Raw genomic sequence first — 13,453 nt, forward strand, 5'->3', positions numbered from 1 at the left:
ATCACCAATCGCCTTCGAGAACGCCCTCCACCTCACACCAACTACGCTCGCCCAAGCCGCATAACCCGTGTCCAGGATTCGGGGTCAAGGCCCGTGGCCGGGTCACACACGAAGTTGAACACATCGTCGAACCGGAAGCCGTGATCGGCTACCGCCCAACGGTGCAGCTAGATCTGCATCTTCCGTACCCGTAGCTCGGCGTACTCAGCCACCGGCCACGCGACCGGGGCATCCACCCCGGTGTCTCCGGACATTGCAGTACCTCCCTTGCAATCTCGCTGCCGCCCTTCGCCATGTGGCCGGCTTTCCCGGCCTCGGACTACTACGGCGGCTCCGCCCCTTGCCCAGCCCGTTCGGCAGACGATGTGCCCAGCCCGTCCCGGCCACGCTGGCAGCGCGGACGAGGGGCGAGACCGGGAAGGTTCCCGTGTTCACCGATCGATCGCTCGACGAAGGAGGCACCCGGCTATATCCCCGCGGCATCGCCACAGCTAACCCGCAGCACTTCGCTGTGGCCTCCCGAGCCGTCTAGCACAAACCACCCGGAAGTTCCCCGACACCAACAACCACGGTGCGGGTGCGCGCCGTTACCAGCCCAGATCCGCCGGTTCGAGCTGGTGGCACCTTAGGAGGCTTCACACACCGGTTTCTCGCGTATACCTCTCCGTCTCGCTCGCCGGACCCGCACCATCTGGCAGTGCTGATACGTCCCGGCTTTGTAGGGGCCGCTTGCCCCCCTCCCCGGCATCTCCCGAATCAGGCTGCCCCCAGCTTCACCGCCCTGCTGCGACAGGACAGCGGCGAAGGTCTCCCACCTCCACTCGATCAATCGGCGCCTCACGGCGCACGTGCCACAAATGCCAGCGGTCACCGACCTGCACTGCGTCGGGCAGAGCGCGGCGGATGGCCTCGGCGTAGGTCGCCGAGCCGTCACGGCACACGATCTCGACGCCCGGATGCTTGCGCAGCCAGGCTTCCAGGGTGTCGACCTGGGGGCGGGCTGACCGCTGCGGGACGTCGGCGCCGGGAGACGGTGCGTATGCAGGCAGCCGAGCTGTTCGAGCAGAGGATCAAGCCGCCGGAGGCCGCGTGGCGGCTGCGAGTGAGCCTGAAATCGGCCTACCAGTGGCACCAACGGTGGCGGGAGGGCGGTGTTCGGGCTCTGGCCTCCCGTGGTCCGGGCGGGTCGCGATGCCGCCTGTCCCCGCGCTGCTCGGAGAAGCTGGCCGTGTATCTCCAGCAGGGGCCGGCCGCGCACGGCTAGGTGGAGGACCAGGTGTGGACGGCCGCTCGGGTGACCACGCTGATCGGCAGGAAGTTCCACGTCTCCTACAGCGTCTCGGGTGCCACCCGGCTGATGCACCGGCTCGGGTTCTTTCCGCAGGTCCCCGCCCGGCGGGTCGCCGAGCGCGACGAGCAGGCCGTCACCGCGTGGAAAGAGGCGACCTGGGCGGAGGTAAAAGAGCGAGGGCGGCCTGCGGGGGTTACATCTGCTTCGAGGACGAGGCAGGCTTCACCCGCAGACCGCCGCGAGGCCGGACCTGGGGCCGACGCGGCCGCACCCCGGTCGTGACGGTGAGCGGACGGCGCTCGGGACTCCTGTCGGTGGCCGGGCTGATTGCGACGCGGCCCGGCTCCCGCACCCGGCTCTGCCACCGCCTGCGCACCCACCCCTCGGGCAAGGGCAAGCGCCGCAGCATGAGCGAGCGCGACTTCATCGCCCTGGTCGACGGCACCCACCAGCTCATCAAGGCACCGATCGTGCTGGTGTGGGACCGGCTCAACACCCATGTCTCCCGTACGATACGAGAGTTGATCGACGCACGGGAACGGCTGACGGTGTTCCTGCTGCCCGCCTACTCGCCCGACCTGAACCCGGTCCAGGGGGTGTGTGGGCGCACGTCAAACGCAGCCTGGCAAACCTCGCCGTCGTCGCCCTGGACAGGCTCAAAGTCCTCGTACGCAACCGGCTCAAACGCCTTCAATACCGGCCAGACACCCTCGACGGCTTCATAGCCGGAACCGGCCTGGCCCTCGACCACCCAGCCTCACCCTGACGAGCTGAAGTCAGTATGCGGACACCTGGACTCCGGGAGGAGCCCGGGGAAAGCAGTGCCAAGTGGGAAGTAGCTGCACGAAGCGGTACACGGCGGAGTTCAAGCGGGACGCGGTCGCACTGGTCGACTCCTCGGGCCGGACGGCTGGGTGGTCCCTAAGGTGTACCATCCGATGCTGTTGTCGTCGACCCAGACGACTGCGTTCACCGGCAAGTTGATGGTGTACGAGCCGACGCGACATCCCCATCACCGTCGGCGTGCAGGGATCAGCGATTTTTGGTGCAGAGTGTGGCAGGCTGCGACTGCGGCAGTACGCTTTGTGCCGAGCAGTATGAAAAATTGGGTGATCCGGCGGGGCGGAGGCCACATGACGACGGGTGCAGAAGATACCACTCGTAAACCCCAGATATCGCCTCTGAGGCGAGGGGAATCGACGATGGCGTTGGGTCTCCCGGCTCGTCTTGTAGGACGCGAGGCCGAGCTGACTGTACTGCGAGACGCCATCGCACAGCTGCAAGCGGGCACCGGCGGGGTGGTTCTGGTCGAAGGTGAGCCTGGTATCGGCAAGTCGTCGCTGGTCACCGCGGCGACCGCGATCGGCGAGAACTCGGGTTGCACGGTGCTGTTCGGTGTCGCGGATCAGGCCACTCACCCGTTGCCGCTGCGCTTGTTGTACGACTGCCTCGGGATCACGCAGCAGGCGACCGACCCACGCAGCACGGAGATCCTGCGCGTCGTGCGCGCCGAGTGGCCTGACGTCCTCCTGGGTAACGCCGTACATGCCGCAGTGCCTGACATGCTCGTCACCCTCGTCGAGGAGAACTGCTCCAGCGCGCCGACCATGATGGTCCTCGACGATGTGCAGTGGGCCGACGACATGTCGCTGGATGTGTGCCGGAGCCTGGCATCAACCGCCGCGCACCTGCCTCTGTTGTTGGTCCTGTCCTGCCGACCGGTTCCCCGTGGATGGGGGATGCGGCAGTTGCGCGCCGCGCTACGCGGCCACACCACGGCAACAATCTCGTTGGGGCCGCTCGGTCCGGACGCGATCCATGATCTGCTAGCTGATGTCGCCGGCGCTCCCCCGGGCCCTGCGTTGGTCGATCTTGCCGCTCAGACCAGCGGCAATCCCCTGTACGCGCGGGAGCTGGTCGAGTCCCTGGTACGTGAAGGCGGGGTGACGGTCGGCGAGCACGCCGAGCTGCGGGAGACCTCGTTGAGTACCGTCCGGCGGTCGTTGGCTGCGGCGTTGGACAGCCGGTTGAGCTTCGTCGGCGCCGACGCGCTCGGCATGCTGCGGGTGGCCGCGCTGCTCGGCCGCGAGTTCGCGGTGACGGAGGTGGCAGCCCTCCTAGGCCGGTCCACCATCGGCCTCGCTGATGATCTGCAAGAGGCTGCCGCAGCCGGGATCCTCGTCGACGCCGGTCAGCAGATGGCGTTCCGGCATCCTCTGATCCGCCAGGCACTTTACGACGGCATGCCGACGGCATTGCGCGTCGCGCTGCACCAGGACGCGGCCCGGGCGCTCCACGACATCGGTAATGTCGAGCCTCAACGGGTGGCGCAGCAACTGCTGGAGTCGGGCAGCGTCGGCAACCGCTGGGCCCGGCGCTGGCTCGCCGACACCGCACCGGTGCTGGCGGTCAGAGCACCGCACATCGCTACTCAGCTGCTGCATCGGGAACTGGAGCATGGGGTCGCTGATGAGAGTGAACGTGCCGCGTTGAGCGTGGCTCTTGCCCAGATCCTGATCGGCACTGGCGATCACGAGAAAGCCGCGATCCGTGCCCGGCAGGCCCTGGCGGTGTCGAAGGATCCGGCCGACCGGGGACGGATGTACTGGGTGCTGGCCCGGGCGCTGTTCAGTGGTGGTGACAACCACGCAGCCGTCGCAGCCCTGGAGCAGGCGTTGAAGCAAACCGACGTGCCGGACGCCTGGCGGGCTCGGTTGCTCGCCTCACTGGCGATGTTCCAGCGAGCGGGAACGGGCGCGCTCGACGCCGCCGACACCACCGCGCGCCGCGCGCTGGAAATCGGCGAGAACGCTGGGGACACGGTCGCCGTCGCATACGCACTCACCGACCTGTGGGCCAACCATTCTGTCCAGCGGCATCACCTGTCGGCACTGGAATGCGTGGACCAGGCGCTACAGACGCTGAACAACAACGACAACAACGCGGACCTGCGGGCTTATGCGCTGCACGCCAGGATCTTCACCTTGCAGAACTTGAGCCGGTGGTCGGATGCCGAGAAAGCTCTGCGGGAGGCACGGCAGTTCCTGTTCGACTCCGACCGTGCCGAGGACACCATGTCCAGCGTCACCGCCGCGGTCCTCATGTACTGGCTGGGCCAATGGGACGACGCGTTGGCGGAGCTTGACTCCGTCGACCACAGCGTCTCCGCGATGACCTATCGGGGCCTGCGCGACAGCGGCCCCGTGTGGCTGTGGCATGGAGTATCCGCCCTCGTCGCTGTCCGCCGGGACGATCGCGCCGCAGCCGATGCACACCTGAGGGCCGGGCTGCGCCAGCCACGGGTCACGATCGCCGATCGCGAGAACACCGACTTTATGCTGGTCGCGCAAGCGCTCGCCGCCGAGCAGGACGGTGACCAGAACCGTGCTCTGTCGCACTTGGGCGGCCTCCTCGCCCGGCAGCCCAGCGAGATGACGCTGATCCACCAATGGATGCCGGGGGTTCTCCGCCTGGCACTGGCCGTGGATGACCGCTCCGCCTCCGTGGCCGCACTGGAAGCCTGTCGAACCGAGGCCGCCGCGGAGCAGGTGCCCGCCCGCGCCGCGGCGGCTGCCGACTGGTGTACAGGACTGTATGAGCGCGATGCGGCGCCGTTGCGGTCGGCGATAGAGCACTACCGAGCCGTCGGCGTTCCGGTGGAGCAGGCGGGTGCGTTGGAGGACCTCGCCGTCGTTCTCGCTGAGCAAGGGAACACGGCCGAGTCCAAGCATGTGATCGGCGAGGCGCTCGACCTCTACAGCCGGTTCGGCGCGGCCTGGGACATCCGCCGTGCCGAGGCGCGGCTGCGCCAGCACGGGATCCGCTGCGGCGTGCGCGGCGCCCGGCCCAAGCGGCCCACGCACGGCTGGGACGCCCTGACCCCGGCTGAGAACAAGGTCGCCCTCCTGGTCGCGACCGGCTGCTCCACATCCGACATCGCCCAGAGCATGTACCTCACCCGGCGCACCGTGCAGACGCATATCTCCCACATCCTGGCCAAACTTGGGATGAGCAGCCGCGTGGAGATCGCGCGGGAGGCCTACAACCACCACCCCACAATCGTTTCCACCGATCAGTAACACCGGGCCGCTGCCTGCAGATAGCCAGCAGGGAGCGGCACCAGTGAGCGCGTGGCCCTCTGGGGGTTATCGCGTTTTACACGTGATTCGCCTCTTGGTTCGACCTCGCCTCGCTTGGTCAGGACCGGGTTGATCTCATGGGTGAGCGGGGCTCCCGGTGCCACAACCGGCGCGCGCGGCCCTAGCCGCGGCCTCCCCGTCACCGAGGTCCGACTTACCCTGCCAGCGGCGCGTCTTGCGGTCCGGGCGGTCGATTCCCGCCACCGTCACGTCGTGTTCGTGCGGATAGCAGGCCAGGCCGACTCCGTAGCACTGGCAACCTCGACCTGGTGCTGTGACCTCGTAAACTACGTCGTCCTCCCAAGCGTCCCAGCCCTGCCGGGTAACGGAATCTGTGCCGGCAGGGTCATGAACATGGGCGAATGAGTCCCGTCGGCCTTTGCCCCAACGGTTCGGCGCTGACAGGTAGTCGCGCCTACATGCAGTCGTCGACCGGGGGCAGTGATCCGTTCCGCGCCGCCCGCCCGTACCAAAGGGCACTCGACTTGGGGGTACGGGCCAAGGTGACGTAGTCGACGTACACGGAACCGAACCGCTTCCCGTAGCCGTACGCCCACTCGAAGTTATCCATCAGGGACCACAGGTAGTAGCCGCGTACGTCCGCCCCATCCTGGATGGCGCGGCGAACGGCGGACAGGTGGCCGTTCAGATAGGCAATCCGCTCCGCGTCGTGTACCCGGCCGTCCTGCTCGGGCTTGTCGTCATACGCGGCGCCGTTCTCGGTGACGTACAGGGGCAGTCCCGGTACCTCTCGGCTGTAGCGCAGCAGCAGGTCGTACAGACCGGACGGGTCGACGGTCCAGCCCATCGCGGTATGCTCGCCTGGCGGCTGGTGGAAGGATATGTCGTCCACCCCCGGCCAAGGGGAGTGCGCGCTCGTGCCGAGCCCCTCCATGCAGGACGCGGAGGCGGGGTAGTCGGCCGCGGACACCAATGCGGGCGTGTAGTAGTTCAGGCCGAGCCAGTCCAGACGCTGGTGGCTGGTCGCCAGGTCCTGGTCGCGTACGAATGACCAGTCCGTGACCCGGGCAGTGTCCGCGAACAAGTGCTCGGGGTAGGCGCCGTGCAGCATCGGACCGTGGAAGATCCCGTTCGCCAGGTCGTCGATGCGTCGCCGGGCCACCTGGTCCTCGGGCGAGTCCGTGACCGACCGAACGCTCACCGAGTTGAGGCTCACCGCGATGCTGTTGCGGGACGGCAAAACGCCGCGTAGGGCCGATGTGGCCAGGCCATGGGCGAGATTGAAATGGTGGGCGGCGCGCAGGGCCGCCACCGGGTCGGCGCGGCCTGGCGCGTGCACGCCCGAGCCGTAGCCAAGAAAAGCCCCGCACCACGGTTCGTTGATGGTGATCCACTGCTCGACCCGGTCCCCCAGGGCCTCACCGACCAGCGCAGCGTACTCTGCAAACCGGTACGCCGTGTCGCGCTCCGGCCAGCCGCCCGCGTCCTCCAGATCCTGCGGCAGGTCCCAGTGGTAGAGGGTGAGGGCAGGCTTGATGCCATAACCGAGCAGTTCGTCGACGAGCCGACGGTAGAAGTCCAGACCGCGCGAGAGGGCCGGACCGCTCCCGGTCGGCTGCACCCTCGGCCAAGACACCGAGAAGCGGTACGAGTTCAGCCCGAGCTCGGCCATGAGCGCGACGTCGTCGCGGTAGCGATGATAGTGGTCGACGGCGACGTCGCCATTCTCGTCGCCGGCGACCTTACCCGGCGTGTGACTGAAAGTGTCCCAGATGGAGAGGCCGCGGCCGTCCTCGCGTGCCGCTCCCTCGATCTGGTACGCGGACGTGGCGGCACCCCACCGGAAGCTGGGCGGGAAGGTGGACATGGAGAGGACTCCCAACGTATGAAGCTGGTTCGAGCCAGTAATATCATTGCGATCGGGTGTGGCCCACACATGTGAGCATCTGCCACATCTTGCAGGATCCCAACCCAGTGGCTGGGCCTGTTACGAAGTGTCAGGCCACTGTCGGTGTGGCATCAAGGAACCCGTACGTCGAGCAAGCCCTGGACTAACGCCACACCGACGCTCACACCAGCCACGGGAGACGTCGCTCGTGCATCCTGACTTCTCCTGTGTGTCCAGGCAAGCGATCACCCCTTCCAGGAAAGGGCCGCTCCTCCGATCGATCACAGCGACGAGCCGCCTGCACCGGGGCGCCGACTTCCTCATCCGCGTCCAGAACGGCGCACTGGTCCGTCGTCTCGGTGTCGTCCTTTTCTGCGAGCCCTCATCATCATGCTCTCTCAGCATTTTGGCCGGATTTTTCGCATAGATTCCAGTGATGAACAACTGGTAGCGCATCTCCGTGCAGCCGCCCGGCTGCACGGAGATGCGCGGTGCCAGGCCGGACTCCCGGCGGCGCGACAGGTCGGCAGGCTTGGCCACCGCTGCCTCCGCGAGCTCGACCGAACACCTCGGTCCGTCCGCCTTGTCCTGCACTATGCAAAGCCCCCGTATTTTCAAGATCCTGGATCGGGCACCCGTTACTACGAGGTCCTCCCGACAAAGTTCACGCAGCGTCCGGCAATGGCTTGATTCGGTCAGCGCGTGGCGCGAAGAGGTCAGTTGGTCGTCCGCCCGGCAGAAGCCATGCCCCAGCGACTGAAGCAAGGATCGTCAGGCACCCACGGCGTCCAGCCCTGGGGATGGGCTCGCCTCATAACCGACTTTGAGGTGTCCGCAGCCAGGTAGGACCACGAGACGGGTTTGAAGCCGGCTCAGTCAGAGTGACAGCCCGGCTCACGACCAGGGCTCAGCCGGCGAGAGACGTGGTGACCGTGGACGGATGCGGCTCGTAAGCTGGCTGTGATGTCATGGGCACACTGATACGATCCGGGGCTGTCGACGGGTACCGCTCGTTCGGAGGGCAGGGCGAGGACAGTCCCGGCATTTTCGAACCGGACAGGAGCTGTCGAGGTGAAACAGGGCGACGTGCGAGGGCGACAGCCGGACCAGTCCTTGGGGGAATCATGGCAAACAGTCAGCACCTCCCCATCTCAGACACTCGACAAAGCGCCCAGGAGCGGCTCCAACTGAGGAAAACCTCCTCTGGTTGATTTTTTACGCTCCTCCTGGCAGGCAGGCGGCGTGGTTGCACGTCCGGCGACGGTGGGCCACGCCGGAAGCCGGGGGATCCGTCCGCAAAGATAGGTAATGTCGCGTTTTAACGGTCGAAATCCACGGCCGGAATCTGGGCGGCGTGTGTTCGATATGGGTGGGCCATCGGATCTTCGCGACGTGGTCGGCGAAGTCGTCAATCGCCTTCGAGGCGCCGTCGGCTGCACCCATTGCGCCTGTGCGACTCCCCCGCTCAGGGGGGCGTCGCGGTGTACGCGTCGCACTGCTATTCCAGCAATTCCGGCAACACCTGGCAGGCACTAAATCGGTGGAACGGCGCTAAACTCCGCCCGAAAAGGAGCCCGCTGCGTGACAATTCACTACTTTCTTAGTGTTTGCCCGCGAGCGGTAAGTCAGTTGCACAGGAGGACGAAATGCGATTGAAATCCAATACCTCTCACCGGGCAGTTGCCCTCGCGGCCGTCGTCGCCCTGGGCGCCGTCCTTCTGGCGGGCTGCGCCCAGGACAGTGACGAGCCGGGGAGCACGAGTTCGAGCGGCGGCACGGACGGCAAGGGGAAGATCACGGTCACCATCGGGGACTACGGTGTCTTCGGCTACAAGCAGGCCGGGCTGTACGACGAATACGAGAGGCTCAACCCCGGCGTCACCATCAAGGAGACCTCGATCGAGCGGCTCGACCAGTACTACCCGCAGTTGCTCACCCACCTCGGAACCGGCAGCGGCCTGCAGGACATCCAGGCCCTCGAGGTCGGCAACATCGCCGAGATCGTGAACCGGCACCACGACGAATTCGTTGACATGGGCAAGGCCCAGGGCGTCGACAAGAACAGTTTTGTCCCGTGGAAGTGGGCACAGGCCACCACAACGAACGGAAAGACGGTCGGCCTCGGCACCGACATCGGACCAATAGCGATCTGCTACCGCAAGGACCTGTTCAACAAGGCCGGGCTGCCGACCGACCCGGAGAAGGTCGGGAAGCTGTGGACGGGTGACTGGCAGAAATATGTCAACGTCGGCAAGGACTACATGGCCAATGCCCCCAAGGGCACAACCTTCGTGGACGCCGCAGGCGGGGTCTACAACGCCGCCATCCAGGGCAGCGTAGAACGCTACTACGACAAAGATGGCAAGCTCATCTACAAGGACAGCCCGGCCGTCAAGGATGCCTGGAACCTGGCCATGGACGTCATCGACGGAAAGATGACTGCCAAGCTCAAGCAGTTCGACAAGTCTTGGGATCAGGCATACGCCAACAGCCGCTTCGCCACCGTCGCCTGCCCACCCTGGATGCTTGGCTACATCAAGGAGAAGGCCGGGACGAAGGCCGAGGACAAGTGGGGCATCGCCCCGGCCCCCAAGCCCGCCAACTGGGGCGGCTCCTTCCTCAGCGTCCCCGAGGCAGCCAAGAACAAGGATGAGGCGATCAAGCTCGCCACCTGGCTGACCGCCCCAGAGCAGCAGGCCAAGCTTTTCGAGAAGCAGGCCAGCTTCCCCAGCTCGCAAACGGCCTACGAGCTGCCCGAAGTCGCCGATGCCAAGCACGAGTTCTTCGACGACGCCCCCATCGGCAAAATCTTCACCGACGCCGCCAAAAACATCCCGACGCTGGTGCTCGGCGAGAAGGACCAGATCATCCAGAACACCATCACCGACGTCGGCATACTCCAGGTAGAGCAGCAGGGCAAGACGCCCGCCCAGGGCTGGGCCGCGGCGATGAGAGATATCGACAACGCCCTGGACCAGTGATGGTGACACCGATGGCTGTCGAGTCCGAAACGTCTGCGCCCCCCGCCAAGCAGGGGGGCGCAGCCCACCCCGAGCGGCTCAAAGCAGAGCGCAGGGCCGAACGGCGCAACCGCCGCTACCGGCGAGATGTGCGCTGGAGCCCGTACGCCTTCATCGCACCCTTCTTTCTCTTCTTCACCGCCTTTGGCCTCTTCCCGCTGCTCTATACAGGATGGGCGTCGCTGCACCGGGTCTCGCTGAACGACCCGACAGCGATGGAGTGGGTCGGGCTGCACAACTACACGCGCCTGCTGGAGGACGAGTTCTTCTGGAACGCGCTGCGTAACACCTTCACCATGGGGATGATCTCGACAGTCCCGCAGCTACTGATGGCGCTCGGGATCGCGCAACTGCTCAACTACCGCCTACGCGGCTCGACGTTCTTCCGGGTCGCTATGCTCACCCCATACGCCACCTCGGTGGCGGCCGCGACACTCGTCTTCGTGCTGCTCTTCGGACGCGACTATGGGATGGTCAACTGGGCACTCGGCCAGGTCGGGATCGACACCATCGACTGGCAGAACGGCGAATGGAGTTCGCAGATCGCAGTATCGTCGATCGTGATCTGGCGGTGGACCGGATACAACGCGTTGATCTATCTGGCCGCCATGCAGGCCGTGCCGAACGACCTTTACGAGTCGGCGGCCCTGGACGGGGCCTCACGCTGGCAGCAGTTCATCCACGTGACGATCCCCTCCCTACGGCCGACGATTCTGTTCACCGTGGTCGTCTCCACGATCGGCGCGACCCAGTTGTTCGGCGAGCCGCTATTGTTCGGCGGGGCCGGCGGCCAGAAGGGCGGCGCCTCGCACCAGTTCCAGACTCTTGGCCTCTACATGTACGAGCAGGGCTGGTTCAACTTCAACCTCGGCCGGGCAGCAGCCATCGCCTGGGCGATGTTCCTGATCCTGCTGGTGATCTTTCCGCTCTATCTCGCCGTGGCGTGGGCGCTGCGCAAGAGCCGTGAGGAGAATGCGACATGACGGCGAAGGCCATCACTACGCAGCAGCGCATGACGCCGCGACGCATGGGCGCCGCGCGCCGCGCAAGCGGACAGCTGAGCGGTGGCAGGATCACCTACGCCGTACTGATCCTCGTCACCGTCGGCTCCCTTTTCCCCCTGGTGTGGACGGCGATCGCCGCCTCCCGCACCAACACCCGGCTGGCAGAGACACCCCCGCCTTTCTGGTTCGGCGGCAGGCTCTTCGCCAACTTGGAGACAGCCTGGTCCGACGGCAACATGGGCCTGGCCCTGCTCAACACGACCATGGTGGCGGGCACGATTACGGTCGGCACCGTGCTGTTCTCCACCATCGCCGGCTTCGCCTTCGCCAAGCTGCGCTTCCGCCTCAAGAACGTACTGTTGATGCTGACTATTGCCACCATGATGGTGCCGCCGCAGCTCAGCGTGGTGCCGCTGTTCATGCTGGTCGCCGAACTGGAGTGGACGAACCAGCTGCAGGCGGTAGTCCTGCCGACCTTGGTCAGCGCATTCGGCGTGTTCTTCATGCGCCAGTACCTCATCGAGGCGCTGCCGACCGAGCTGATCGAGGCAGCTCGAGTGGACGGCGCGAGCAGCCTGCGCATCATATGGCATGTGCTATTCCCAGCCGCGCGGCCCGCGATGGCGGTGCTGGCCATGCTCACCTTCGTCCAGGCATGGAACGACTTCTTCTGGCCGATCATCGCCCTGACCCAGGACAACCCGACCGTACAGGTCGCTCTGACCGGCCTGAGCCGCGGCTACATCCCCGACCAGTCGGTCATCATGGCCGGCGCATTCCTCGGCACTCTTCCCCTGCTACTCGCCTTCACGCTGTTCGGCAAGCAGATCGTCGGCGGGATAATGCAGGGTGCAGTCAAGGGCTGATCCGTGATCGGCGCCAGTCACCCTGCGGCCGTCGTCGGCCGCGTGAAAGACCCCGGACGCGCAGGCGTTACCCGCACTTCCCGGTCGGACACGCGGTCACCGAACCGGTCCGCCGTGGGGTGCATTGACCGCACACCAACGGGCCTGCGCCGATTAGATCAGCTTAAACACCAGGCTCAGAGTCCGAGTCCGCGGTCGCGTCCGCGGACGGCACCGGGCAGGCACCTGATCGCGATGCCGGTCGCCAGGCCGGCGGTGAAGGACTGCAGCTGACCGCGAAGGGGACGGCCTGCTGCAGTAACCGACCAAGCGGGTTCCCCAAACGCGTGCGGCAGCGGACCCGCGGGGTGTCTCTCGCACATGCGACGCCCTGCGCTCGAGGGGTTCCACCGGCCTGACGTACGTGCCTGGCCGTACTCCGAGGACGGTCGTACGTCAGGTGGCCGATGTTTCCGACGGAGTACCTGAGCAGAGTGTTCCCTGTCAGCAGACAGGGCGGCCGACCGCCCCGTCGAAAAGGGGATCACCATGACAACCGCGCTCCTCATTCGCCGCAACACCGGCCGCCACCACGACACCCCCCTCGGTGACACGGCTCGCCCGCCCGCGTCAACCCCCACGATGCACCGCGCTGAGACAGCTCCGACTCAGCGGACGGCAACCACGGCCCAGATGGAAAGCATCGTTGAGCTGCATGGATCCACGCTGCACCAATTCTGCCTGTCGCTGACGCGTGGTGACCGTTGGCGTGCGGAGGAAATCACGCAGGAGACACTGATCCGGGCGTGGAAGCACCCGGACGCGATAGACGCCAGCCGGGGGTTCGAATCGTTCCGGCCTTGGCTGTTCACCGTCGCCCGGCGTATTGCGATTGACGCGGCCCGGGCGCGCCGAGTGCGGCCTCAGGAGTGCGACGACACTGTACTCGCGCTGATTCCTGAACCCGAATGCGGCTATGACCGGCTACTGGTAGCCGAGTTGGTCCGGGATGCTCTCGCATCGCTGACGGCGGAACAGCAGGCCGTCATTCACTGCCTGTATTTCAGGTCGCTGACCGGGCTCGAGACCGCGAAAGAGCTAGGTGTGCCGCTCGGAACCGTCAAGTCCCGCTCTCACTACGCCGTGAAGGCATTGCAGCAGGCACTTGAGGAAGTCGGATTTCGGAAGTGAGCCCCCCCCCCCCAGGCGTCCATCAGTACGGCCGCGCACAGTGCCGCGGCGCTCGCCCTGCGCCGCGCACGGCGTCGTTGCCCCCTCTGCCGGATCTCCTCGGCGGCGGGCAGC

Annotated in this window: 6 protein-coding genes and 2 pseudogenes; 6 read left to right on the forward strand and 2 right to left on the reverse strand. The window is 66.1% G+C overall.

Translation table 11 applies throughout. The features are described 5' to 3' along the window. Positions 1 to 821: 821 nt before the first annotated feature. Positions 822 to 980 (reverse strand): annotated as a pseudogene (locus ACWCPY_RS41910) (transposase); the annotation flags it as partial. Positions 981 to 1,000: 20 nt separating this feature from the next. On the opposite strand from ACWCPY_RS41910, the pseudogene ACWCPY_RS41915 reads away from it, so the two are divergent. Then, a pseudogene (locus ACWCPY_RS41915) lies at positions 1,001 to 2,057 on the forward strand (IS630 family transposase). Positions 2,058 to 2,493: 436 nt separating this feature from the next. Then, on the forward strand, positions 2,494 to 5,370 hold the full coding sequence (locus ACWCPY_RS41920; RefSeq protein ID WP_451274265.1) for a helix-turn-helix transcriptional regulator: 2,877 nt from the start codon (positions 2,494 to 2,496) through the stop codon (positions 5,368 to 5,370). Between the two features lie 475 nt (positions 5,371 to 5,845). Here ACWCPY_RS41920 and ACWCPY_RS41925 read toward each other — a convergent pair whose 3' ends face one another. After that, positions 5,846 to 7,258, reverse strand: a complete 1,413-nt coding sequence (locus ACWCPY_RS41925; protein ID WP_451274267.1) for a GH1 family beta-glucosidase — start codon at positions 7,256 to 7,258, stop codon at positions 5,846 to 5,848. 1,667 nt (positions 7,259 to 8,925) lie between these two features. Here ACWCPY_RS41925 and ACWCPY_RS41930 point away from each other — a divergent pair. From ACWCPY_RS41930 to ACWCPY_RS41945, 4 genes are all read left to right on the forward strand, one after another. Further along, positions 8,926 to 10,260 carry an extracellular solute-binding protein gene (locus tag ACWCPY_RS41930; RefSeq protein ID WP_451274269.1) on the forward strand — a complete coding sequence of 445 codons (1,335 nt, stop codon included), beginning with the start codon at positions 8,926 to 8,928 and terminating at the stop codon, positions 10,258 to 10,260. A gap of 11 nt (positions 10,261 to 10,271) precedes the next feature. Then, complete coding sequence (locus tag ACWCPY_RS41935) at positions 10,272 to 11,282, forward strand: carbohydrate ABC transporter permease (protein ID WP_451274271.1); 1,011 nt, start codon at positions 10,272 to 10,274, stop codon at positions 11,280 to 11,282. 29 nt (positions 11,283 to 11,311) lie between these two features. Beyond that, a complete protein-coding gene (locus ACWCPY_RS41940; RefSeq protein ID WP_451274275.1) occupies positions 11,312 to 12,169 on the forward strand; it encodes a carbohydrate ABC transporter permease in 858 nt (285 codons plus the stop codon). A gap of 528 nt (positions 12,170 to 12,697) precedes the next feature. Next, positions 12,698 to 13,339, forward strand: a complete 642-nt coding sequence (locus ACWCPY_RS41945) for a sigma-70 family RNA polymerase sigma factor (RefSeq protein ID WP_451274273.1) — start codon at positions 12,698 to 12,700, stop codon at positions 13,337 to 13,339. Positions 13,340 to 13,453 lie beyond the last annotated feature (114 nt).

Source organism: Streptomyces sp. NPDC002403 (assembly GCF_053593015.1).

Coding starts and splice junctions, on each gene's coding strand:
- ACWCPY_RS41920 (WP_451274265.1), top strand. CDS start 2,494: ATGGCGTTGGGTCTCCCGGCTCGTCTTGTAGGACGCGAGGCCGAGCTG.
- ACWCPY_RS41925 (WP_451274267.1), bottom strand. CDS start 7,258: ATGTCCACCTTCCCGCCCAGCTTCCGGTGGGGTGCCGCCACGTCCGCG.
- ACWCPY_RS41930 (WP_451274269.1), top strand. CDS start 8,926: ATGCGATTGAAATCCAATACCTCTCACCGGGCAGTTGCCCTCGCGGCC.
- ACWCPY_RS41935 (WP_451274271.1), top strand. CDS start 10,272: ATGGCTGTCGAGTCCGAAACGTCTGCGCCCCCCGCCAAGCAGGGGGGC.
- ACWCPY_RS41940 (WP_451274275.1), top strand. CDS start 11,312: ATGACGCCGCGACGCATGGGCGCCGCGCGCCGCGCAAGCGGACAGCTG.
- ACWCPY_RS41945 (WP_451274273.1), top strand. CDS start 12,698: ATGACAACCGCGCTCCTCATTCGCCGCAACACCGGCCGCCACCACGAC.